The organism is Paenarthrobacter sp. AMU7 (genome assembly GCF_041200195.1).
Classification (GTDB): Bacteria; Actinomycetota; Actinomycetes; order Actinomycetales; family Micrococcaceae; genus Arthrobacter.
Window position 1 is genome coordinate 1,532,401 of sequence record NZ_CP165735.1, and the last position, 23,950, is coordinate 1,556,350.

Below are 23,950 nucleotides of genomic sequence, written 5' to 3' on the forward strand. Positions count from 1 at the left end.
CCTGGAGCACACATGACTCTTCAACCAACCCTTCGCCCGGACTGCGGCAACTGCTTTGCCCTCTGCTGTACCGCCCTGGGATTCGTCCGCTCGGCCGACTTTGCCATCGACAAACCCGCGGCGACACCCTGCCCGAACATGTCCGCCGATTTTTCCTGCACCATCCATGAACGCCTCCGGCCGCGCGGATTCCGTGGCTGCACCGTTTTCGATTGCTTCGGCGCGGGCCAAGTGGTCTCCCAGCACACCTTTGGCGGTACCAGCTGGAGGGACCAACCCTCGTCCACGTCCTCGATGTTCGCCGTGTTCAAGGTGGTGAGGCAGCTCCACGAAATGCTCTGGTACCTGGCCGAAGCCCAGCAACGGACCTTCGACCCCGACCTCGCTTCAGCGGCCGGCCACCTGTCCGGACGCATAACAACCACCGCCCAAGGCGACGCAACAGCGATCCTTGCCACCGACGTCGAAACGCTGCATGGTGAAGTGCGGGCCCTCCTGATGGAGGTCAGCGAGGAACTACGGGCCTCCTACGGAGCCGAGGACGCGCAAACGCCCGACGACGGCCCTCGCCGGGACGGTGATCACAGCGGCGCCGACCTGATGGGCGCGAACCTGGCGAACCGACGCCTCTGCGGATCCAACTTCCGCAGTGCCTACTTGATAGGAGCAAACCTCAGGAACAGCGACCTCACGGCGGCAGACCTGTTGGGAGCCGATCTCCGGGGAGCCCACCTCCACGGCGCCGATCTCTCCAGTGCGCTCTACCTGACGCAACCGCAGATCACCGCCGCCGAAGGCGACCCCACCACCCTCCTGCCACAAAGACTCACAAAACCGGATCACTGGCGCTGAAGACTGCAACCGGGACAAGCCGGGGGGCCTGCGTCCGGCAGCCTGCGTCCAAGCGAGGAACGAGCGAGCAGGCAGAGGACGGCGGCCCCCCGGCGCCAGCCGGTGGCAGGCACTAAACGTCAGTGAACGGCAGCTTTTGTAGTCGCTCACCGACGGTCGCGTTCCGCTGCTCCGCCTGGCGCAGCCGCACAAGTTCGCGGTTGCGTCGTTCCCCGAGGACGGCCCCGATGTAGTCCTCGGCGATGGTCCCGGAGGGCGGGAGAGGGGCCACGTATTTGGCCAGTTCGGAGGCGATGGCCGTGGCCATGGCGACCCGGGATTCCGGGGACATGAGGTAGGCCTGCTGCACGAAGGTACCGGCCCTTCGTGCAGTGGCGTCCGGGACCCTGCCGATGTCCGCCATGGCGGCCCAGGCCTGGAGGTAGTGCGGTGCCACCGGCATGATGCGCGGTTTTGAGGGAACCCGCTGGCGGAGTGAGTAAGTGCCGGCCACGATGTCGCCAAGGCGCTTGGATTTGTCGTTGAACAGTGCCACGCCGATCGCGAGGCCGCCGAAGGTCAGATAGATCTCAAGGACGCCAAGAAGCCCCCGGATGACGGCGTGCCGGAAGCGGATGGAACCGCCGTCGTCGCGCACTATGCGAAGTCCTGTTGCGAACTTTCCCAGGGATCGTCCACGGGTGAGGGTTTCCACGGCGACGGGAACAATGACGATGGAGAACACAACGCTGCTGAGGATCAGTGCGCGGATCGCGGCGTCGTCGAGGTCCTCTGACGCCATGCCGATGAGGATGATCAGGAGTATCGCGAGGGCTACCTGCGAGATGATGTCGAGGATGAGTCCCAGCGCGCGGGCAGCAAAGGATGCCGGTCGCAGTTCGAGGACTACTGCCTCGCCTGTGATGATTGAACTCATGCCCAGCCCCCATGCCTCGCAAACGCTGCGGACGCTTGGCGTGCCCGCATCACCGAGTCTAGCGGCGGGACCCACCCCGTGCGTGGACTGAGGCGCTAGGGTGGTGCCGTGGACATCGACGCCTTCTCGGCCGTACATGGGGACAAATGGTCCAGGCTTCATTTTCTTGCGCATAAGCGCCGTCTCACGGGAGCCGAAGCCGATGAGTTGTTGCGGCTCTACCAGACGGTATCGGGGCATTTGTCCCTGATCCGCTCGGTGGCTCCGGAGACAGCGTTGTCCGCCACGCTGTCCGCAGGGCTGGCACAGGCCCGGACCCGGTTCACGGGGGCGCGCTCGAATTTCATGGAGGACCTGGCCCGGTTCTTCGTCATCGCCTTACCCGCGGCGTTCTACCGGATCCGCTGGTTGACCCTGTGGTGCGGACTGGCTTTCGTGGTGGTGGCAGGGGCGTATGCCCTGTGGATTGGAACGTCGGCGGAGGCGCTGAGGGCGGTGGGCAGTGATGCCAGGATCCAGCAGTATGTGGACGAAGACTTCATCGACTACTACTCGGAGAACCCGGCTGCCTCGTTTGCCGGCGCCGTGTGGACCAACAACGCCTGGATTTCTGCCCAGGCCGTGGCATTCGGAGTCACCGGATTTTGGGTGCCGTACATCCTGTTCATGAATGCCCAAGGCCTGGGCATCGCCGCGGGACTCTTCCTGGCGACGGGGAAGATGGATGTCTTCTTCAGCTACATCCTTCCGCATGGACTGATGGAACTGACGGCAGTGTTCATCGCCTGCGCAGCGGGCCTTAAAATCTTCTGGGCCATGGTGCGGCCGGGGCCCCGCACACGGCTGCAGGCTGTGGCTGACGAGGGGCGTTCCCTGATCACGATTGCGCTGGGGTTGGTGTTGGTCCTGCTCGTTTCCGGAATGGTGGAGGGATTCGTGACGCCCAGTCCGCTGCCCGTGTGGGCGAAGATCACCATCGGAGCCTTGGTTCTGGCCGGATATTGGGTCTACACGTTGGTGCTCGGTGGCAGGGCCGCCCGGACCGGTGTTACCGGGGACCTGGACGCGAACGACGCCGGATACCGCAGCATCGCTGCGTAGACCTTACAGTTACGTTTCGATCTGGGCGCACCCGGGGTGGCACAGCGTGTCGGCGTAAGGCCGGACGGTAGGCTCGAATGCAGACAAGAGAGCCGGCAGTACGCATTCGCCGGTGGATGCCTACGGAAGTGAAACCGCTGTGAGCGACAAGAGCCCAAAACCACAAGAACCGGACACGGACGTCCACGAGGACCCCAACGAACCGGCCTTCGACTGGATGAAGCCGAAGACCTCCGGTGGTGCCTCTGCAGTGGCTCCCGCGACGCCCGCCGGCGGGCAGCCTGAAAGCCGCGCCCACCGGAAAGCTGCAGAAGCGGCCGACGTCGAGCCGGAACCCCCGCTGTTCGCTGACACTCTTGCGGGCAACTCCGCTGAGAAGCAGGAGTCGCACTATTCGGAACCTTTGCCGACGTCGGCCCTTCAGGTCCGACCGCCGGAAGACGAAGTGGCCCGACGCAACGTGGAACGTGAGCAAGCCGCAAAGGTGAAGCCAATCGGACCGCGGGTTTTCCAAGTCCTGTTGGCCGTCTTCTACCCGGTGATCCTCCTGGTGCTCGCCGTTCGGGCGGTCACCAGCCCCTTGTTCCTGTGGGTGGAGTACAACCGGCCGGGTTTCCCGGGCGACGGCTATGGTTTCAGCACTGATGACCGTATGACCTACGGCTCGTACGCCGTGGACTACCTCAGCAACTGGGCAGGTCCCCGCTACCTGGGTGGCTTGGTCCACCAGGACGGTGCCAAGCTCTTCAAGGACAGCGAAGTGGCGCACATGGCTGACGTCAAGCTGGTCATCCTGTCGTCCTTCGGTGCAGGCTTGCTCCTCATCATCCTCAGCATCATCGCCGTCCTGTACCTGCGGAAGCGCAGCAACGGCGGAATCCGTCGAGGGCTCTTTGCCGGATCCATCGTCACACTGGTCATCATCATTGGCCTCGCTGTCCTGGCGGCATTGAGCTGGCAGCAGTTCTTCACCGAGTTCCACCGGATCTTCTTCGCCAATGGAACCTGGACTTTCTCGCTGGAAGACACCCTCATCCGGCTCTTCCCGGGACAGTTCTGGATAGACGCGGGCATCGTCATCGGCGCGCTGGTCTTCCTCGTGGCGACGGTGACGTTCATCTTCACGTGGCCCACCAAGCGGCGTCGGGGTGCTGACACAACGGTTGACCAAGCCGAGGTCTCGGACGATGACGCTGTTACAGATGAAGCGGACAACCTCAGCAGAGAATCAGCTGACGCCAAGCGCTAGCGGAGCCGGCTCCACGGCGTGCCCTGTGGGGGCGCCAGAACACGAACAAGCTGCTCATGGCGATCTGTGCTGGCGATGACGGTCTTACCGTTTTTCAACTCGATTTTGATCTCGGGACCGCCGACGAGGTACCCGACCATGCCGGGCCCCATGTATCGGAATCCGTACCCACTGGGTCCGGCCGCGTTGTCCGTGGTCAACGTCGCGATTTCCTCCTTGGGCAATGTCCGTTTGAAGATGTCGCAGAAGACGATCACGATGTTCTGCGAGTCGACCTTGACGGTGACAGTCATGAAGGCGATGAATGAACCAGCTGCGGTGGTGACCAGCGGTGCGAAGAGCACTTCCGGTGTGTTGTTCAGGACGATCAGCACGAACAGCACCGGGCCCAGCGCAACCATCGTGAAACCCGCAATTCGCGGTATCAAGGTAGCCCGGACACGCGAGTAGTAGAGCGCCGGTGTCGGTATGCCTGATGGTGTTGCCATGAGTTCCCCTTTGAACGTGTGGTTCGTGAGGAAAACGCTACGTGGACAACGACGGCACCTAGGCAGGGACCGGCTTATCTAGGTGGTGAATAGAGGCGGCCTAGGTGGAGGGACTACTTCTCGAAAAGTTTTTCCACAACTGAAGAGAAATCGTCAACCACAGCTGCCCGCTTGAGCTTGAGCGACGGCGTCAGGTGTCCGGATTCGACGGTGAGCTCCGCCGTGATGAAGGCAAACTTCTTGATCGACTCGGCTGCGGAGACCAGTTTGTTGGCCTCATCCACGGCGGATTGAACAGCCGCCTTCACCCGGTCGTCGCTGGCCGCTTCCGCAGGTGACAAAGCACCTACCTTGTTCTCGGCGCACCAGTCGGCAAGTCCCTCGGGATCGAGGCTCACCAGTGCCGCGACGAAGGGGCGGCCATCGCCCACCACTAATGCCTGACCCACCAGAGGGTGCTCGCGGAGCTTCTCCTCCAAAGGTGCGGGGGCCACGTTCTTGCCACCGGCAGTGACCAGGAGGTCCTTCTTCCTGCCGGTGATGGTCAGGAAGCCGTCGGCGTCGAGTTCGCCGAGGTCGCCGGTACGGAAGAAGCCATCAACAAACGCAGCTTCGGTGGCCGCTTTATTGGCGTGGTAGCCCTTGAAGACGCCAATGCCCTTGACCAGCACCTCCCCGTCCTGGGCCACACGGATGGTGGTGCCGGGGAGGGGAATCCCGACAGTACCGATCCGGGACATGCTGGGCGTATTGACGGTGCAAGGCGCAGTGGTCTCGGTCAGCCCGTAGCCTTCCAGCACGGGAACGCCGGCACCATGGAAGAAATGGTTGTCCCGGAGGCTCAGGGGACTGGCACCGGAGACGGTGTAGCCCACGTTCCCGCCGAAAACCTCGCGCACCTTGGGATAGAGAAGCTTGTTGAACGCGGTGTGCTTCATGCCCAAAAGCCACCCCGGACCGGGTCCCTGCCCACGCGCGGCGAGGTCAACCGCCGTCGAATATTCCACAGCGGTTGCCGAGGCAGCCGAGAAGAGCGCCGACTTTCCGCTCATGGCGGCTTTGTGCCCGGCGCCGGCGTAGACCTTTTCAAAGATGCGCGGCACAGCGAGCAGGAAGGTGGGCTTGAAAGTACTGAGGTCTGCCATCAGCCCATTGGCACCCGCGCTGTGGCCGAGCGTGATGCCCGCGGTGAGGCACACCACCTGGACTGCCCTGGCGAGTACGTGCGCCAACGGCAGGAACATCAGCGTCCGGGCCCCCTGCTGCATCAGCAGCTCGGGAAGGAACGGGATGACGTTCCGTGCCACCAGGACAAAGTTGCCGTGGGTGATTTCGCAGCCTTTGGGCTTGCCAGTGGTTCCGGAGGTGTAGACGATCGAGGCGATGTCGGCGAGATTCGCTGCGCTGCGCTGGCGCTCCAGCTCGGCGTCCATGACGCCAACCCCGACGGCGGAGACGCTGGTCAGGTTGGGGGCGTCGCCGTCGTGCTCCATCCGCATGATCGCCACGGGATCGTCCCCGAGTGCAGTGGACCGGTTCACCAGGGCGTGGACGAGATCTGCTTTGGCCGTGTCCTCCACGAAGATGCGCCGGGCGCCTGAATCGGCCAGGATCCACTCGATCTGGCTCGGGGACGACGTCTCGTAAATGGGCACCGTCACGCCGCCGGCCATCCAGATGGCGAAGTCCACCAACGTCCACTCGAAGCTGGACCGGGAGAGGACCGCTACGGGGTCGCCGGGATTGAGGCCTCCGGCGATCAGTCCTTTGGCGAGGGCACTGACATCGGCGAGGAACCTGGCTGCGGATACATTCAGCCAACCGTTCGCCGTCTTGTGGGCGTAGAGGATGCCGAACGGATCCTTGGCACAGCGTTCCAGGAGGAGGTCAGTCACATTGCTGTCAGGATGGGCCTCGACCAGAAGCTCCGTGCTGGCTTCCCTCACTGCTTGCCTCCTAAATCCACGATGGCATCCACATTCTCATCCGCCACTCCTGATAGCTGATGACCTCTGCGGTCAGGACCGGATAGAAGAACGCCGTTGCCAGGACCGCCAGTACCAGGACCAGGCCCACCACATAGAGCCCGGACCGTCGCCGCCAAGGGGGATCACTGCTTCGGCCGAGCACCAAGCCCAGGACGTAGGTCAGGCCAAGCACCAGGAACGGTTCGAAGGACACAGCGTAGAAGATGAACATGGTGCGTTCCGGATACATGAACCACGGAAGGTATCCGGCGGCAACTCCGGCGAGGATGGCACCTGCGCGCCAATCCCGCCTGCCGGCCCACCAGAACAGCAAGATGACCAGGGCGATGGTTCCGCCCCACCACACCACTGGATTACCCACCGGCAGGATGGCCGAGGAACAGGTCTCCACCACGCAGCCAGGAGTGCCCTGCTTGGGTGTTTGGTAATAGAACGAGGTAGGCCGGCCCATGAGGAGCCAGGTCCACGGGCTGGACTCATACGGGTGGTCCGAGCTGAGGCCCTGATGGAACTTGTACGCCTCAAGGTGGTAGTGCGCCAGGGACCGCACGGAATTGGGCAGCCAATCCCAACCCGCTGAGGGGTTCGTGGCGGCCCATTGACGGTAGTAGGCGTCCTTGGAGAGGAACCACCCCGTCCACGTTGCCACATAGGTCAAGGCAGCCACTGGAATGATGGTGACGAAGGCAAACAGGCCGTCCTTGAGGATTCCTGCGCTGAACCAACTGCGGATGCCGGCAATGCGCCGGGCGCTCACGTCCCACAGGACCGTCATCAAACCGAAGGCGGCCACGAAGAACAACGCTGACCATTTGGTTCCCACAGCCAAACCAAGGCAGATCCCGGCAACCAGGCGCCACCAACGCATTCCGAGCCAAGGGCCGGCCACCAATTGAGTGGGGGATGGGCGGCCCAGCGGCGAAGCAGCCGCCTGTGCGGCGAGGCGGGAAGCCAGACGACGGCGGCCGTCGTCGCGGTCCAACAGGAGGGCGCCGAAGGCGGCGAGGATCCAGAACGCCAGGAAGACGTCCAGCAAAGCCGTCCGGGAGAGCACCAGGTGGTGGCCGTCAATGGCGAGCAGGAGTCCGGCAACGGCGCCAAGTGTGTGCGAACGGAAGAGCTTCAGGGCGATGAGGGAGACGAGGAAAACGGTCAGGGTCCCCGTCAGCGCTGCACCGAAACGCCAACCGAAGGGATTGTCACCGCCGAACAGCCACATGCCAAAGGTGATCATCCACTTGCCCACCGGCGGATGGACAACATACTCCGGGGTGTTGAGCAGGACGTTCGGGTTGCCGGCGTTGAAGGAGTCATTGGCGTTCGCGGGCCAGCTGCGCTCATAGCCGCTCAGCAAATAGGAATAGGCGTCCTTGACGTAGTACGTCTCATCGAACACCAGGCTGTGCGGGGCATCCAGCCGGAAGAACCGGAGAATGCCGCCCAGCACGGCAGTGATGGTGGGGATCAGCCAGAACCATAGACGCAACGACGCCGGGTAGTCCCGCCAACTCTGGATCCCGCCGATCAGGCGCTCCCTGAGGGCCTGCGCTGTGTAAGCCTCGGTTGGCCGGGCGATCCACCGGTGGTGTTCAAGCCCGCGGCCTGGAAGGGGCGTTGCCACGGTGTCGTCCAATGCCGCGGTGCGCCGCGAACGCGTCACGTCCCCGGTGGGCCTGGCAGATGCTTGCCCGTTGCTGTCTGCGGCAGCGGGGGCATCGGATCCACCGGTTGCAGGGGACGCCACAGGAGTTCCGGAAGTGGTGGCAGGAACGGGCGACTGGTTCACCCGCCCATGCTACCTTTCCATCCTTGTCACAGCGTTGAGGTGCGGTGTTGGAGGCACCGCGGCATTAGGCTTGGCAGGTGGACGAACAGCGCAGCACCCCGGACGAGGCTCCCTTCAGCGACGACCTGGACGAGGCAGTTCCTGCTGCCGGCGCCGGCGCAACTGCGGGGGTAGGCAGGATTGTGCTGGCGGCTACCCCGATCGGAAACGTGGGCGACGCATCGTCCCGGCTGATTGAACTCCTTGCAACTGCGGACATTGTTGCCGCAGAAGACACCCGGCGTCTGCACCGGCTGGTGACGGCCTTGGGCGTGGAGGTCTCCGGACGGGTTATCAGCTACCACGAGCACAACGAGGTTGCCAAGACCGGCGAATTGCTTGACCACGTTCGCGCCGGAAAGACCATCCTCATGGTCAGCGACGCTGGAATGCCCGCCGTCTCGGACCCCGGGTTCCGTTTGGTGGAGGGCGCTGTTGCTGCGGGCCTGACCGTCACTGCCGTCCCGGGCCCGTCTGCCGTGCTGACAGCCTTGGCACTCTCCGGGCTTCCCACTGACCGTTTTTGCTTCGAAGGATTCCTGCCACGTAAAGCGGGGGAGCGGAACTCACGCCTCGCCGACCTGGCAGACGAGCGCCGCACCATGGTCTTCTTCGAGGCCCCGCACCGGCTCGAAGTGATGCTCCGGGCACTGCACGAACGGTTTGGAGCCGACCGCCGCGCAGCTGTATGCCGTGAGCTGACCAAGACCTACGAGGAAGTCATCCGCGGAACGCTGCGCGAACTGCTGGAGTGGGCAGAGAACAACGAAGTCCGCGGCGAAATCGCGGTGGTGGTCGGTGGTGCGCCTGAACAGGAGCCCGGCAAACCCGAGGACCACGTGGCAGCCGTGAACCAACTCATGTCCCAAGGCATCCGGCTGAAGGAAGCCGTGGCAGCAGTGGCTGACGATGCCCGCGTCAGCAAGCGGGAGCTGTACTCGGCGGTACTCGCGGCCCGCTGATCCGTGCTGTGCAGCTGCACAAATTGGCGCCTGCATGGCAGTGCGTGAAGGCGTAGACACTCCTTCTCGCGTGGCAGTACCGTGGCAGTAATTCACGCCACTTCCGGCAACGAACCCCCGTGGTGCAATTCTCCAAAGCACCCAAGACGAAGGAGTCGCCATGACTGTCACGGTTGAACGCGAAAGCGAACTGCTGGCTTCCGTCCCTACCGGCCTGCTGATCAACGGTCAGTGGCGCCCGGCCGGTTCCGGAAAGACCTTTGATGTTGAGGACCCTGCCACAGGCAAGGTCCTGCTCAGCATCTCCGACGCCGGTGCTGAAGACGGCGCCGCGGCGCTCGACGCCGCTGCTGCCGCCCAGGCTGATTGGGCCCGCACCGCACCGCGCGAACGCGGCGAAATCCTGCGCCGGGCCTTTGAACTGGTCACCGAGCGTGCCGAAGACTTTGCACTGCTGATGACACTGGAAATGGGCAAGCCCCTGGCCGAAGCCCGTGGTGAAGTCACCTACGGTGCCGAATTCCTGCGCTGGTTCTCCGAAGAAGCGGTCCGCGTCTCAGGCCGGTACTCCGCAGCACCCGACGGCAAGAACCGCCTGCTCGTGCAGAAGAAGCCGGTAGGTCCCTGCCTGCTGATCACCCCGTGGAACTTCCCGCTGGCCATGGCCACCCGCAAGGTAGCCCCCGCCGTCGCCGCTGGCTGCACCATGGTGCTCAAGCCCGCCAATCTGACCCCGCTGACCAGCCTGCTGTTCGCCCAGGTCATGCAGGAAGCCGGCCTCCCCGCAGGTGTCCTGAACGTCATCCAGACCTCCACCGCAGGTGCTGTCACCGGCCCCCTGATCAAGGACGACCGCCTCCGCAAGATCTCCTTCACCGGCTCCACGCCGGTGGGCCAGGCCCTGATCCGCGAAGCCGCGGACAAGGTCCTGCGCACCTCCATGGAGCTCGGTGGCAACGCCCCGTTCGTCGTCTTCGAAGACGCCGACCTGGACAAGGCCGTTGAAGGTGCCATTGCCGCCAAGATGCGCAACATGGGCGAAGCCTGCACCGCAGCCAACCGCTTCATCGTGCACGAGTCCATCGCCGATTCCTTCGCCGAGAAGTTCGCCGCCAAGATCGGCTCCCTCACCACCGCCCGCGGCACCGAGCCCGAATCCAAGGTGGGCCCGCTCATCGACGGCAAGGCCCGCGACGGCGTTCACGCCCTCGTCAGCGAAGCCGTAGCAGGAGGTGCCACCGCCGTCACCGGTGGTGCCGCCGTCGACGGTCCCGGCTACTTCTACCAGCCCACCGTGCTGAAGAACGTCGCCGCCGACGCCCGCATCCTCCAGGAAGAGATCTTCGGCCCGGTAGCGCCGATCATCACCTTCTCCACCGAAGACGACGCAGTCCGCCTGGCCAACAACACCGAATACGGCCTGGTTGCCTACGTCTTCACCAAGGACCTCAACCGTGGCCTGCGCATCAGCGAACGCATCGAGACCGGCATGCTCGGCCTCAACGCCGGTGTCATCTCCAACGCCGCCGCACCGTTCGGTGGCGTCAAGCAGTCCGGCCTGGGCCGCGAAGGCGGCTCCGAAGGCATCGAAGAGTACCTCTACACCCAGTACGTAGGTATCGCGGACCCGTACGCCGACTAGGCTGCTCTTTCCACCAAAGAGCCCCGTCCGCCGCTCTCGCAACAAGAACGGCTGTGACACGCAAGGGCCCGGCTCCTGGAACCACAAGTTCCAGGAGCCGGGCCCTTTGCTTTCAAGCTAGCGCCGTTGTGGAAGCACACCGCGGAGCGTCCGCCACCACCGCGCGAACCCGCGCCCAACCACCGTAGCGAGCGACCCCACGGACCGGAACGGCGCCCCGAGCGCGTGGACCCACCGGCGCATCATCGACGGCGGCAGCCAGTCCGCGCGGAAGCGCACCAACCAGCGGGCATTGTTCCGCAACGTTTCACGCACGACGGCGATCCGCGTCGCCGCAGCTGGTGTCGCCGCTGGTCCCGTCTGGCGGCCATAACGCTGCCGTTCGAAGTCCGAGGTGAGCGAGGCAACCGCCACGTGCGCGGCGTCGTCCATTCCACCCGCGTCTCCGAGGGCGGCACTGGAGCGAAGCCTGGTGGAGAAGTGCCTCGGCGTTTCGCTGGGCGTGGAGGGTAAACCGTAGTCCGTCGCCAGGTCCTGCAGTTCCGCCCACGCCAGCTCCGGGGCCGGATCCTTGTAGCCGGGCTGCAAGGCGTCGGCCTCATCCGGGGGTTTTTGGTTCAGGCGCCGCCGCCGCAGGATGGTCCTGCTCAGCCGCGGAGACCACAGGAAGGCAAGCAACAACGCCACGGCTGCTGCGGCCCCGCCGATGACCGGCAGCGGGTTCGCACTGGGGGAACCGGTCGCCGGGGTTTCCACGCCAGGAAGCGGAACCGGGGCGGGCGTGGCCGGGGCCGGTGTTGTCAGGACTTCTTTCTCGTCCGCATTGGTGCTGAGGTTGCTGGGAACAGAGGTTTCCGTCGCGTAATCGGGAGGGACGCCACGGGACGGCGTCGGCTCAAACGGGACCCAACCGAGTCCTTCGAAGTACAACTCTGGCCACGCGTGCGCATCCCGGGCGTCTACCTCGTACTCAGGGAAGGATCCTTGGCCGACCAACGCCACGGACTCGCCCGTGAGCCGGCCTGGTGCGTAGCCCACGGCGATGCGGCTCGGAATACCTTCAGCCCGGGCCATGACGGCCATCGCCGAGGAGAAATGAACGCAGTAGCCGCTCTTGACGGCCAGGAAATCGGCCAGGACAGAAAGCCCGTTGCCGTCATAGCCGTTCTGCACCGGCGCCTGCAGGGAGTACGTAAATTCACCGGAGCGCAGGTACTTCTGGATAGCCAAGGCCTTGCCGTAGTTGCTCCCGGCGGACGCCGTAACGGAATCCGCCGTTTGCCTCACGATGTCAGGAAGGTTGCCCGGAATCCGGAGGAAATCCTCTGAGATGCCTTGGGGAGCCGCTGTGGCCTGGGACAGGGATTCTGCCGTGACCTTGGGTGCACCGGAAAATACCACGTACCGTTGCGCACGCGTGGTGGTCTCGGTGCTCATGATGCTTAGTGTGGCCGGGTCCCAGGTCCAGCGCCCGTTGAGGCCGTTCACTGAGGCAGGGGCAAACGGGGCAGGAAGGTAGGGGCTGGTGAAGAGGCCGGCATTCACGGACGTCACGGTGTTGACCACTTCTGCCTGGACGGAGTAGCCCGTTTCCAGTCTGTCGGCGCCCGCGCGCCGCTGGGCCGCACGGTCGTCCGGGGCCCAGGTTTCGCCGTCGAAGTGGTCAATGGTGACGGACCTCAGGTAGAGCGGCCCGCTGGCACTCGTGGCGTAGGTAATGCGGCCCGACCCCGTGGGGCTCCGGAGGCTGTTGCCCAGGGTGATCATGGGATTGAGCCCGTTGGAAGTTCCCCACGGACTCAGCCGGGATCCCTGGGGGAAGGTCCCTGTCTCGAACCCCGGGATGGCCAGCGGAACCACCATGGCCAGGGCCAGCGCCAGGCCGCCCGCCACCAGTGAACGCCTGAACTGGCCGGCGCCCCGCCCCGAACCGGACTGGAGCCTGGCGTCAGGGGCGAACCAGTGGCTGCACCCGAGAATCAGCAGATATCCCACAGCAGCGCCGAGGAAGCCTGCAACTCCCACGCTCTGGGGTTTGATGGTGGCTGGAACCACCATGACCGCGAGGAGCCCAATGCCGCTGGCCGCCGGCATCGCCAAGGGGACTGCCAACGCGTCGATCAAAATCACCAGGAGCCCCAGGCAGGCGCACATGACGAAGACGATCCCGGCGTTGGGCGCCACAGGAGCGCTTTCGGAGACCACCGTCTCGGCAGCACGTTTGATGAGGCGTCCGACGGCGGTGAACGTCCCGGCCGTGGGGATGAAACCCGCCAGGCTTTCCTGCCGGAAGAACGTAAAGCTGAGAATCCCCGCGAGCGAGGCAAAGGAACCAAGGGTGGCCAACAGTGGCTTGGCCCGGAGTGTCCGAAGAAGAGCCAAGGTCAGCGCGACAACCAGCACCGTGGTGATCAAGGGCATGAACCAGGCCCAGCCCCTGAGGACGCCGTTCAAGGACAAGGCAGCGCCCAGAACGGCAACAACGATCGACACCGCCATGACCCAGGGGTAAGGCCCTGGCCCCGGGGTTTGCGGCCGCGGGGACCCGGACGGCTTCGGACCGGACGTTCCGCCGAGTTGGACCGGTGCGGGAGTGCCGAGGTGGGACGTCGCTGTCATCGGGGAACCGCCGCTCCACGACGGACGTCCATGGCCGACCCTGCCGCGGCCACGATTCCCCCTTCATCAAAGGAGGACCAAGCGGCCGCCAGTTGGGTCCTGGAGGTCACCACAGCCACGCGCCAACCGGCCAGGCGCAGGATCTCCAATACGTCATCATTGTTCCGGGCGGCGTCAGTGACCATCAGCGCGAAAGCATTGGCTCCGTAGGCTGCCGCGGGTGCCAGGGACCTGGCCTCAGCGGGAGTCAGCGTGCCGAGGAGCGCTAGAAGAGGGCCGCGAAGACGGTGGGCGGCGAGCTTATCCATGAGCCGGTCATCGAAGGCAGCATCGGCGGAATCAGCGGTGGCTGGGCCCGTAGCAGCGTCTGCCCTGTGGTGCTCCGCCCGGACATGCCTGGGACCGCTGAGTTCGATGGCGGCCAATCCTTCAGCGATGGCCTGCAAGCCTCCGATGCCCGAGAACTCTTCGGTATCCGGTTCCGGTGCCGAGCGCGAACGGATGAATGCCGGGCTCCCGAAAACATCCAGCACCCGCAACGAGTAATTCCACTCCGCCAGATGGGCCGCAACGGACATCGCTGCCGTCACCACCCATTCAAAACCGGGGCTGGTGACCAGGTCCGAGTCCTCGTCATGGGCTCCAAACATGGAACCTGTTCCTGCGGCAAAAGCCGTGAAGCGCTGGTCCAGGATGAGGGTGGCTTCCGGGGTAGTGACCGATTCCTCCTGACGGACCATCAGTTGCCCGTGGCGTGCCGTAGCCGCCCAATGCACGCGGCGCATGGGATCGCCGTGCCGGTACTCACGGGTCATGATGTCGTCGTCGCTGGGGTTGGCCCTGATGCGCGTGGCGGTCACGCCATCGTTGCCGCGCGCGCCGGCAAGTCCGGTGACGGGAAGTTCGACGGCGGCCGGCGTCACGGTGAGGATGTCGCCGTCGTCGATCGCATGCCGCCGCAGCGACAAACCGAAGGGGTCACTGAACTCTGCCGTCACCGGGCCGATGCGGAACTGTCCGCGTTTGCCGGAGCGGAGATGGTATTCGTAGCGGCTGGTGCCTCCGGATGCTGAGCGGGCCGGAAAACGGAACGCCGGCGGCTCGCCGAAGCGGGGAGGCAGCTGCTCCTCCATGATCACGTGCCCTGTGGAATACGAGGACCGTGCTACCGCCAAACGAACGGTGGTGGTGCTGGCAGTTTCCACAGTGGAGGGGTTGAACTCCCGGTACACCTGGAATTTGGGCTTCAGAACCCGCACCCCGGCGAGGGCCACCAACGGCAGGAGAAGCAACAAGACCGCGAGCGTCAGGAGATCCCGCCTGCCCATGACCCAGGCACACCCCAGTGAGACGGCACCGGCCGCCATCAATCCCCAGCCGCGGTTGGTAAATAAATGCTTGGGGAGCCGATCCACGAGCGCCATTCCTGCCTCCTAGGCGGTGTGCCTGTCCCTGCGCCACGCGTTGGGCGGTTCCTGGGCAACCGGCAGGGCGGCCAGGATGCCCCGAAGGATGCTTTGCGGCGTATCACCTGAGCTTGCCGCTTTGCGGTCCAGGATGATCCGGTGGGCGAGCACCGATTCGGTAACGTCCACTACGTCGTCCGGGAGAACAAAGTCCCGGCCGTCCAACGCGGCGGTTGCCTTGGCTGCACGCAACAGCTGCAACAAGGACCGCGGGCTGGCACCAAGGCGCAGACGGGCACTGTCGCGGGTAGCCCGCCCGATAGCCACGGTGTACTCCTTGATGGCCGTGGACACATACACCTGCTGGACGGCAGCGATCATGGCCGCGACGTCGGCGGCAGTGACCACGGGGGTCACTTTGGCCAGGGGAGAGGAAGCCTGGTGCGTCTCCAGCATTTCGATCTCGGCTTCCTTGTCGGGATAGCCCATGGAAATCCTGGCCATGAAACGGTCCCGCTGGGCTTCGGGCAGCGGGTACGTGCCCTCCATCTCAATGGGGTTCTGGGTGGCGACCACCATGAAGGGCAGGCCCAGTTGATAGGAATGTCCGTCAACGGTGACTTGATGCTCTTCCATGCACTCAAGAAGCGCGGACTGGGTCTTGGCCGAAGCCCGGTTGATTTCGTCGCCGATCACAATGTTCGCGAACACTGCGCCGGGCCGGAACTCAAATTGCCGGGACGACTGGTTGTAAATGGAGACACCGGTGACATCTGACGGAAGGAGGTCCGGCGTGAACTGGATGCGGGAGACGGTACAGTCCACGGTCCGCGCCAGTGTCTTGGCCAGCAGGGTCTTGCCGACGCCGGGAACATCTTCCAGCAGGAGGTGGCCTTGGGCCAGCAGAACCGTCAACGCGAGTTTCGCGGCGTCGGCCTTGCCATCAATGACCTTGTTGATGGATCCCAGGATGCGTTCGCTGGCATCGTGGAAGCGTTCCGCATCCATGACCTGCGGCCTGTGTCCATTGAGTGCTGCACCTTCCCGCGGCAGGGTACTGTAAGCCTCGCCCTGGAACGGGGTAGGTTCAACGGATACTTGTCGCTTGGACTCCATGGATTGCCCTTCAGCCGTGGCCACTGCACCAGCAATCTTGATGACGTGTTGCTGTTCTTGACCGTCTGTCCGTTCCAGACTACCCAGACATTGGCCGCCGCTGACATAGTGCTCAGGAATTTATGTGCCGAGTGGAATTTACCTCTGCCCACCCGGCCGCTGCCTCAGGGGGACCATGGTCCGATTAAGGTGGGAGCATGTGTAATTCGCTCGCCCCTGTTGCGTACCGTGCGTCATCCGAGGATACGGATTCCCGCAAGGAATACCCGCCGGCACCTGAACCCCTCCCCGTTCCGGTCATGGACAACCACACGCACCTGGATTTCCGGCACGGACTGATCGAGGTCCCGGTCCGCGACGCGATGGACTCGGCTGAGGCCGTAGGTGTGCAAGGCGCTGTGCAGGTGGGTTGCGATTTGGAGTCGTCCCGCTTCACAGTGCAGGCAGTGGACGCGGATCCGCGCCTGCTCGGTGCCGTAGCAATCCACCCCAACGACGCCCCGGTTTACGCCGGGCGCGGTGAACTGGAGTCGGCGCTCGCAGAGATCGAAGAGCTGGCAGCCCACCCGCGGATCCGCGCCATCGGTGAAACGGGATTGGATTTCTTCCGGACCCACGGGGAAGGGCTGGTGGCCCAGCGGTACTCGTTCCGGCGCCACATCGACATCGCCAAACGGTTGGGGCTGACTTTGCAGATCCACGACCGCGACGCCCACGACGACGTGGTGAAGGTGTTGATGGAGGAAGGTGCCCCGGAGCGGGTGGTGTTCCACTGTTTCTCCGGAGACGAAGAACTGGCCCGGATCTGCAACCAGAATGGGTGGTACATGTCGTTTGCGGGCACCATGACGTTCAAGAATGCCGGGAACCTGCGCGCAGCGCTGGCCATCGCCGAACCACAGCGGATCCTGGTGGAAACCGATTCGCCGTTCTTGACGCCCCACCCGTACCGTGGCCGGCCTAACGCGAGCTACATGGTTCCTTACACCGTCCGGTCCATGGCGGAAGTGACCGGTGATGACCTCTCCGAGCTCTGTTCGCGTTTGGCGGAAAACACGCTCCAGGCCTACGGCTCATGGGCCTGAGGCGCTCCTTCGAGGCGCCTTCCCCGTGCCCGAAATGAATACCCGGTATGCAGAAGTCTTGGTTGGTTTATAACAGATCGGTTACTGTGTTAAACAAGTAGCCGGGGTCGGGGAAGGCCTTCGGACAGCTGGGCCGGTTGAATCCGGCCTTCATCAGTTGAATGTAATTGGCGGCGCAGATGCCGGCAGCAAGTGTGGGACCAGGCTTTGTGCCTGGCCCCTCCGTTTTGCCGCTGGCATTATTTCTGTGCTTTTCCCCGTGCCCGGATGGTCTGAGAGTTATGGGCAATCGTGATCAAGTTCTTCACAACGGATGGCAAGTTCAGCTTCCTCAAAGTCGGTGCCCAGTTGCTGGTTGTTGCAGCGCTGGTGGTCGGAGTTGTCGCGTTTGTGGGCAACAACAAGACTGTCACCCTCAACGTGGACGGCAAGGTAAGTTCCATCCAGACCTTCGGCGGCACAGTTGACCAGGTGGTCAAGGCGGCCAAGGTTGAGCTGAAGGACGCTGACAGGGTCTCTCCCGCCCTCGACGCCCGTGTGGATAACGGCTCCGTGGTCAACATCAACCTCGCGAAGGCGGTGTCCATTGAATTGGACGGCGCGCGCAAGACCGTGAACACGAACGCCCCCGATGTCGCCGCACTGGTCAGCGAACTTGGAGTGGCAAGCTCCTCCGAAATCTCCCAGCCGAAGGAAGCATCGCTGGAAGTCACCGGTTCCTTCGTCTCCATCTCAACTCCCAAGACCATCAGTGTTGTTGCCGACGGCAAGGACACCACCACCACCACGACGGCGGCCGACGTCGCCACCGTGCTGAAGGACACCGGCGTCACCGTCGGCGCCAACGACCGCATCTCACAGCCTGGCAACGCGCCCATCGTTCAGGACATGGTGATCAAGGTCTCCCGCGTGGACACCAGCAAGACCGCAGAAGCCACGGAGGAAGTGCCCTTCGAAAGCGTGAAGACCGAAACTGCTGAGCTGTTCAAGGGCGAAGAGAAGGTTACCCAGGAAGGTGTGGCCGGTTCGCTGGTCAAGACGTTCAAGCTGGTCCTGGTTGACGGGCGTGAAGCGTCACGAGCCCTCGTCTCAAGCAATGTCACCACCAAGCCGGTGACCGAAAAGGTCAGCGTGGGCACCAAAGCCCGCCCGGTAGCTGCTCCGGCCAAGGCAGCCGCAACCTCCAGCGGCCCCACGGGCGCACCGAACGAAGCTATGTGGGACAGGATTGCCCAGTGTGAGTCCGGTGGAAACTGGTCCATCAACACCGGCAACGGCTACTACGGCGGCCTCCAGTTCTCCAGCCCGACGTGGCTGGCCAATGGTGGCGGAGCCTACGCTCCCAACGCCAGCCTGGCCACCAAGGCACAGCAGATTGATATCGCCAACCGCCTCTACGCCAAGAACGGCCTCCGCGACTGGGGCTGCGCGCACGCAGCCTGACCCTCCACAGGCGATACGATACCTAGGTGACTGAACCGAATTCCGAACCCGCCGCCGTCGCGCCTTTGCTGGGCGCCACAGACATCCGACGGCTTGCCGAGGAAATCGGTGTACGCCCTACGAAGACCCTTGGGCAGAACTTTGTGATTGACGGCAACACCATCCGCAGGATTGTGGCGGCCGCCAACATCGACTCCGATGAAACCGTGCTGGAAGTCGGCCCTGGACTTGGCTCGCTGACCCTCGGCTTGCTGGACGCAGCCAAGACTGTTGTGGCGGTGGAGATCGACCCCGTGTTGGCGGAGAAACTGCCGGCGACTGTGCGTGCCTGGCGGCCCGGAGCAGAAGACAACTTCCACCTGGTGCTCTCCGACGCCATGAAGGTCACCGAACTGCCCGTGCCTCCCACGGCACTGGTGGCAAACCTGCCGTACAACGTTGCGGTCCCCGTGGTGCTTCACCTCCTGCAGCACTTCCCGAGCCTGCAGCACGGCCTGGTCATGGTGCAGGACGAGGTAGCTGACAGGCTTGCTGCGACTCCCGGGTCCAAGATCTACGGTGTTCCCTCCGTGAAGGCCGCTTGGTACGGGCACATGCGCAAAGCCGGTGTCATCGGCATGAACGTGTTCTGGCCTGCGCCCAAGATCCATTCGGGACTCGTGGCTTTCACACGCCACGATCCGCCCCGGACCCATGCCACCCGCGAGCAGGTCTTCGCCGTTATCGATGCTGCATTTGCCCAACGCCGGAAAACCCTTCGGGCGGCGCTGGCCGGCTGGGCCGGGAGCGCCGCTGAGGCAGAACGATGCCTGGTTGCGGCCGGCGTGGACCCCACCGCGCGCGGCGAAGTCCTGGATATCTCCGCCTATGTCAAGATCGCCGAAGCCCGCCACCCCGTGGACGCATGAACCCGGGCACCCGCAAACCCAGCAGCCTCCCGTTCGCGGGGGACCGCTTCCATGCCCGGACAGTCCGCGTCAAAGCGCCCGGGAAGGTCAACGTCTCCCTGAGCGTCGGACCGCTGCGGCCTGATGGCTACCATTCGGTGGCCAGTGTCTACCTTGCCGTTTCCCTCTATGAGGAAGTGGCGGCAACCAGCACCGAGGCACAGGGAATCACTGTCAGCATCAGCCCCGACAGCACGCTTGACCTCGACGGTGTGGACATTCCGCTGGATGAGCGGAACCTCGCCTACAAGGCCGCGGCCATCATGGCCGAAATGTCCGAGAAGCCCACCGGTGTGCACCTTGAAATCACCAAGCGCGTGCCGGTGGCCGGTGGCATGGGCGGCGGTTCAGCGGATGCTGCGGCGACCCTGCTGGCCTGCGATGCCCTGTGGAACAGCGGACTGTCCCGCGAGGAACTCGCGCATCTGGCGGCAGAGTTGGGGGCAGACGTGCCGTTCTCGCTCCTGGGGGGCACCGCCGTCGGGCTGGGCGTGGGCGACAAACTCTCCCCGGCCCTGGCCAAAGCCCAGATGGACTGGGTGCTGGTCTTTGCAGATTACGGGCTCTCGACACCTGACGTCTTCCGGACCCTTGACGGACTGCGGGATTCCGAGGGCGTGGACATTCCGGAACCAGTGGCCGTGGACCCCACCATCCTCCAAGCGCTCCGTCATGGAGACCCTGAGACCCTCAGCCGGGTGTTGATCAACGACCTTCAGAGGGCTTCCATCACGTTGGCGCCACAACTTCGCGACACCATCGGACTGGGCGAAGCACGCGGTGCCCTGGCAGGAATGGTCTCTGGCTCCGGCCCCACTATCGCCCTGCTTGCCCGCGACTCCGTTTCAGCCAGTGTCCTCGCCGAAGAGTTGACCCACCGCGGCCACACTGCCTTGGCGGTCCACGGCCCGGTGCCCGGCGCCCGGATCATCTCCGATACCCTCCTTTAGTACCTCCGCATTCCAGCAGTAGAAAGTAGTACCCATTGGCCCATCTGCTTGGCGGCGAAAACCTCACCGTTTCGTTCGCGACCCGCACTGTCCTCGACGGCGTCACCCTCGGTTTGGAGGATGGCGACCGCATCGGCATGGTGGGCCGTAACGGCGACGGCAAATCGACCCTCATGCGCCTGCTCGCCCTGCGCTCGACGCCGGACTCCGGACGGGTCACCAAACGGGGCGATGTCAACGTGGGCTACCTGGACCAAGGCGACGTGCTCGACGGCGACCTGACAGTGGGCGCTGCGATCGTCGGCGACCGCGCGGACCATGAATGGGCCGCCAACGCCAAGATCCGGGAAGTCATGGGCGGACTGGTGGGCGACGTCGACTGGCACGCCAACGTCCACGCCCTTTCCGGTGGCCAAAAGCGCCGCGTTGCGCTGGCCAAGCTCCTCATCGAAGACCACGACGTCATCATGCTGGACGAACCCACCAACCACCTCGACGTCGAAGGCGTCGCCTGGCTGGCCCGGCACCTGAAGACTCGCTGGCGCGCCAACCAAGGCGCGTTCCTGGTGGTCACCCACGATCGCTGGTTCCTCGACGAGGTCTGCAATTACACCTGGGAAGTCCACGACGCCATGGTGGACATGTTCGACGGCGGATACGCCGCGTACGTTTTGGCCCGCGCCGAGCGTGACCGCATGGCGTCCGTCGTCGAAGGTAAACGCCAGCAGCTCGTCAAAAAGGAACTCGCGTGGTTGAGGCGCGGCGCCCCCGCCCGGACCGCCAAGCCGAAGTTCCGCATCGAAGCCGCCAACGACCTCATTGCCGACGTGCCCGATCCCCGCGACTCGGTGGCGCTCAGCAAGATGGCCACCGCACGACTCGGCAAAGACGTGCTGGACCTCGAGAACATCACCCTGGACTTCTTGGGCGGCGAGAGCGGGCAGAAGCTCTTTGACAACATCACGCTGCGGCTCGCACCGGGCGAACGCCTTGGCCTGGTGGGTGTCAACGGTGCCGGAAAGTCCACCCTGCTGAAACTGCTCAACGGCGAAATCCAGCCGACCTCCGGCAAAGTCAAGCGCGGCAAGACCGTGGTCACCGCCGTGCTCACCCAGGACGTCAAAGAACTCGACGACGTCTCCGACCTGCGCGTCATTGAAGTCATCGAACGCGAAAAGCGGTCCTTCAGCGTGGGCGGCAAGGAATTCACCGCAGGCCAGCTCGTGGAACAGCTCGGGTTCACCAAGGAAAAGCAGTGGACACCCGTCAGCGATCTCTCAGGTGGTGAGCGCCGCAGGCTCCAACTCCTGCGCCTCCTGGTAGGGGAGCCCAACGTCCTCATGCTCGACGAACCCACCAACGACCTCGACACCGACACCCTGGCCGCCGTCGAAGACGTCCTGGACGGCTGGCCCGGGACCCTGGTGGTTGTCAGCCACGACCGTTACCTGCTGGAACGCGTTACCGACAACCAGATGGCGTTGCTCGGCGACGGAAAACTCCGTGGCCTGCCGGGCGGCGTCGACCAGTACCTCGAGCTGCGTGAAGCCGCCCTTGCATCCGGCGCTGTTGGTGGGGGCTCCGGCGCGCCGACCTCTGGCAGCGGGTCCTCTGCTTCCGCTGCTGCTCCGTCCGGTGCCAGCGAAGCCGAAAAGCGGGAGGCCCGCAAGGACCTCAACAGGATCGACCGCCAACTCGGCAAGATCTCGCAGCAGGAAGAGAAGCTCCACACCCAAATGGCAGCGAAGTCCGAATCCGGCGACTTCGATGCCTTGGGGGAACTCAACGCCAAGCTGCAGGAGTTGCTCGAGGAAAAGGAAGGGCTGGAGCTGGAGTGGTTGGAGGCCGCTGAAATCCTCGGCGAGTAGATGGTGGGGCCGCCGCAACCTCGTGTGTGTGCCGGCCGGTCCTTCGCCTTGACGCATGCTTCCGGATGCCTGCCGCTGTCCCGCTGACCGCGGATTACCGACGCTCTCTCACGTCCCTCGGGTTTGGGGTCGATGCTCTCTCACGTCCCTCGGGTTTGGGGTCGATGCTCTCTCACGTCCCTTCGGAGCCTATGAGCCAATGGGGCCGTGGGGTCCACTACTTGACCGTCGTTTCACCGTTGGCCGCGTCATATCCGCGTAGAAACCACGTGCCTCGCCTCCGCAGCCCAACCCGGGCCACATGGGGGGTGAGAGAGGGTTGGGTTTAAGGACGTGGGATGTGAGAGAGGGTTGGGTTTAAGGGCGTGGGATGTGAGAGAGCGTGCCTTGAGGGCGACGGCGCTGTGGGGGTGACCAAGGCAGGGACCTAAGCCTCGGAACGCAGTCCGGGCTCCTTTTGCAACCCGGTGAGGCCGTTCCATGCCAGGTTCACCAGGTGGGCGGCGACGGCGCGCTTGTCCGGTGTGCGGCTGTCGAGCCACCACTGGCCGGTCATTGCCACCATCCCTACCAGCATCTGCGCATACATGGCACCGTCTGCGGCGCTGAACCCGCGGCGGGCGAATTCGTCGGACAGCAGGTGCTCCACCCGGGCAGTGACGTGGGAGAGCAGTGTGGAAAAGGCGCCTTCGGGCTGCGATGGCGGGGCGTCACGCATGAGGATCCGGAATCCGTCGGTGCGGTCTTCGATGTAGCCAAGGAGGGCCAGGGCTGCGCGTTCCACCAGTACCCGGGGTTTGGCTTCGGTACTGAGGGCTTCGGTAATGGAGTCCAGCAGGATCCGGAATTCGGTCTCCACAACCTGCCGGTACAGGCCTTCCTTGGAGCCGAAGTGCTCGTAGATGACGGGCTTGGAAACTCCCGCGCTGGCAGCGATTTCCTCAATGGTGGTGCCGTCCAGGCCGCGGGCAGCGAAGAGTGCGCGGCCAATGCCGATGAGCTGGGATTTGCGCTGCTGGCCGGTCATCCTGATGCGGACTCCAGGGCCGGTGGAAACCTGGTCCAAGGGTGCAACGGTGTCCTCGGGCCGGGGGAGTTCAGTGCGCTTGCTCACGTGACCATCATGCCTTACCGGCCGGTTACAGGCCCGGCATGGCGGGTCGGAAAGGGGCGCGGGAGGCATCGCGAAGTGCGCCGTGGCCGGGGTGCCGGGCGGTCAAGTCGCGAAGCATGCAATGGTCATGGCAAACTAGATTCTTGTGTGTGCATCCCGGTAGCCCGGGAAACCGTCAAGCCCTGCTGCTTGATGGTGTGAATCATGCACGGTCCGCTCTGGTGTAATGGCAGCACCCCGGCCTTTGGAGCCGTGGAGTATAGGTTCGAATCCTATGGGCGGAACGGTCGGAAAATGCGCTCCTCTCTGTACCTGGAACGGCTCGAACGGTGCCTGGGTCCATTGGGATGGCAGCATTCCGAAGCCGGGTTACCCGGGA

At 64.2% G+C, this 23,950-nt stretch carries 18 protein-coding genes and 1 tRNA gene; 11 read left to right on the forward strand and 8 right to left on the reverse strand.

Going from position 1 to position 23,950, the window contains the following annotated elements; all coding sequences use genetic code 11:
* The first annotated feature begins 12 nt into the window (after nt 1-12).
* Nucleotides 13-852 carry a pentapeptide repeat-containing protein gene (locus ABQM86_RS07155; protein WP_207596821.1) on the forward strand — a complete coding sequence of 280 codons (840 nt, stop codon included), beginning with the start codon at nt 13-15 and terminating at the stop codon, nt 850-852.
* A 112-nt stretch (nt 853-964) separates the two neighbouring features.
* On the opposite strand, the gene ABQM86_RS07160 is transcribed toward ABQM86_RS07155, so the two are convergent.
* The gene (locus tag ABQM86_RS07160) at nt 965-1,768 is read right to left on the reverse strand and encodes an RDD family protein (RefSeq protein ID WP_369746270.1); all 804 of its coding nucleotides are present in this window, start codon (nt 1,766-1,768) and stop codon (nt 965-967) included.
* A gap of 108 nt (nt 1,769-1,876) precedes the next feature.
* Between ABQM86_RS07160 and ABQM86_RS07165 the strand changes: the two genes are divergently transcribed.
* Both ABQM86_RS07165 and ABQM86_RS07170 read left to right on the forward strand, forming a co-directional pair.
* Nucleotides 1,877-2,869, forward strand: coding sequence for a stage II sporulation protein M (locus ABQM86_RS07165; RefSeq protein ID WP_337339544.1), 993 nt, complete (start codon nt 1,877-1,879; stop codon nt 2,867-2,869).
* Nucleotides 2,870-3,008: 139 nt separating this feature from the next.
* The gene (locus ABQM86_RS07170) at nt 3,009-4,118 is read left to right on the forward strand and encodes a TIGR01906 family membrane protein (protein WP_369746271.1); all 1,110 of its coding nucleotides are present in this window, start codon (nt 3,009-3,011) and stop codon (nt 4,116-4,118) included.
* On the opposite strand, the gene ABQM86_RS07175 is transcribed toward ABQM86_RS07170, so the two are convergent.
* From ABQM86_RS07175 to ABQM86_RS07185, 3 genes are all read right to left on the reverse strand, one after another.
* Nucleotides 4,115-4,606 carry a hypothetical protein gene (locus ABQM86_RS07175; protein ID WP_369746272.1) on the reverse strand — a complete coding sequence of 164 codons (492 nt, stop codon included), beginning with the start codon at nt 4,604-4,606 and terminating at the stop codon, nt 4,115-4,117. The genes ABQM86_RS07170 and ABQM86_RS07175 overlap by 4 nt on opposite strands.
* Nucleotides 4,607-4,719: 113 nt before the next feature.
* The gene (locus ABQM86_RS07180) at nt 4,720-6,552 is read right to left on the reverse strand and encodes a long-chain fatty acid--CoA ligase (RefSeq protein ID WP_369746273.1); all 1,833 of its coding nucleotides are present in this window, start codon (nt 6,550-6,552) and stop codon (nt 4,720-4,722) included.
* A gap of 10 nt (nt 6,553-6,562) precedes the next feature.
* Nucleotides 6,563-8,254: a dolichyl-phosphate-mannose--protein mannosyltransferase gene (locus ABQM86_RS07185; protein ID WP_369746645.1), complete on the reverse strand. Its 1,692-nt coding sequence runs from the start codon at nt 8,252-8,254 to the stop codon at nt 6,563-6,565.
* Nucleotides 8,255-8,505: 251 nt separating this feature from the next.
* On the opposite strand from ABQM86_RS07185, the gene rsmI reads away from it, so the two are divergent.
* Together rsmI and ABQM86_RS07195 are read left to right on the forward strand one after the other, a co-directional pair.
* Nucleotides 8,506-9,381: a 16S rRNA (cytidine(1402)-2'-O)-methyltransferase gene (gene rsmI / locus ABQM86_RS07190; protein WP_369746646.1), complete on the forward strand. Its 876-nt coding sequence runs from the start codon at nt 8,506-8,508 to the stop codon at nt 9,379-9,381.
* Nucleotides 9,382-9,541: 160 nt separating this feature from the next.
* The gene (locus ABQM86_RS07195) at nt 9,542-11,023 is read left to right on the forward strand and encodes an NAD-dependent succinate-semialdehyde dehydrogenase (RefSeq protein WP_026542786.1); all 1,482 of its coding nucleotides are present in this window, start codon (nt 9,542-9,544) and stop codon (nt 11,021-11,023) included.
* 117 nt (nt 11,024-11,140) lie between these two features.
* On the opposite strand, the gene ABQM86_RS07200 is transcribed toward ABQM86_RS07195, so the two are convergent.
* The 3 genes from ABQM86_RS07200 to ABQM86_RS07210 are packed head-to-tail and all read right to left on the reverse strand — an operon-like array spanning nt 11,141 to nt 16,164.
* A complete protein-coding gene (locus ABQM86_RS07200; RefSeq protein WP_369746274.1) occupies nt 11,141-13,642 on the reverse strand; it encodes a DUF3488 and DUF4129 domain-containing transglutaminase family protein in 2,502 nt (833 codons plus the stop codon).
* Nucleotides 13,639-15,066, reverse strand: coding sequence for a DUF58 domain-containing protein (locus ABQM86_RS07205; protein WP_369746275.1), 1,428 nt, complete (start codon nt 15,064-15,066; stop codon nt 13,639-13,641). The genes ABQM86_RS07200 and ABQM86_RS07205 overlap by 4 nt, the downstream gene beginning before the upstream one ends.
* Nucleotides 15,067-15,075: 9 nt before the next feature.
* The gene (locus ABQM86_RS07210) at nt 15,076-16,164 is read right to left on the reverse strand and encodes a MoxR family ATPase (RefSeq protein WP_207596828.1); all 1,089 of its coding nucleotides are present in this window, start codon (nt 16,162-16,164) and stop codon (nt 15,076-15,078) included.
* A 197-nt stretch (nt 16,165-16,361) separates the two neighbouring features.
* Here ABQM86_RS07210 and ABQM86_RS07215 point away from each other — a divergent pair, with 197 nt between their 5' ends.
* The 5 genes from ABQM86_RS07215 (at nt 16,362) to ABQM86_RS07235 (ending at nt 22,457) form a co-directional block, all read left to right on the forward strand.
* On the forward strand, nt 16,362-17,249 hold the full coding sequence (locus tag ABQM86_RS07215; RefSeq protein WP_207596829.1) for a TatD family hydrolase: 888 nt from the start codon (nt 16,362-16,364) through the stop codon (nt 17,247-17,249).
* Nucleotides 17,250-17,540: 291 nt separating this feature from the next.
* Nucleotides 17,541-18,692, forward strand: a complete 1,152-nt coding sequence (locus ABQM86_RS07220; protein WP_207596830.1) for a resuscitation-promoting factor — start codon at nt 17,541-17,543, stop codon at nt 18,690-18,692.
* A gap of 26 nt (nt 18,693-18,718) precedes the next feature.
* Nucleotides 18,719-19,600, forward strand: a complete 882-nt coding sequence (rsmA, locus tag ABQM86_RS07225) for a 16S rRNA (adenine(1518)-N(6)/adenine(1519)-N(6))-dimethyltransferase RsmA (RefSeq protein ID WP_207596831.1) — start codon at nt 18,719-18,721, stop codon at nt 19,598-19,600.
* A complete protein-coding gene (locus ABQM86_RS07230) occupies nt 19,597-20,589 on the forward strand; it encodes a 4-(cytidine 5'-diphospho)-2-C-methyl-D-erythritol kinase (RefSeq protein ID WP_337339553.1) in 993 nt (330 codons plus the stop codon). Before rsmA ends, ABQM86_RS07230 begins: the two co-directional genes overlap by 4 nt.
* Nucleotides 20,590-20,624: 35 nt before the next feature.
* Nucleotides 20,625-22,457: an ABC-F family ATP-binding cassette domain-containing protein gene (locus tag ABQM86_RS07235; RefSeq protein ID WP_280627530.1), complete on the forward strand. Its 1,833-nt coding sequence runs from the start codon at nt 20,625-20,627 to the stop codon at nt 22,455-22,457.
* 427 nt (nt 22,458-22,884) lie between these two features.
* Here the strand turns inward: ABQM86_RS07235 and ABQM86_RS07240 are convergent, their stop codons facing one another.
* Nucleotides 22,885-23,484, reverse strand: coding sequence for a TetR/AcrR family transcriptional regulator (locus tag ABQM86_RS07240; RefSeq protein WP_026542776.1), 600 nt, complete (start codon nt 23,482-23,484; stop codon nt 22,885-22,887).
* A gap of 299 nt (nt 23,485-23,783) precedes the next feature.
* Here ABQM86_RS07240 and ABQM86_RS07245 point away from each other — a divergent pair.
* Nucleotides 23,784-23,855, forward strand: a tRNA-Gln gene (locus ABQM86_RS07245).
* The last annotated feature ends 95 nt before the right edge of the window (nt 23,856-23,950 follow it).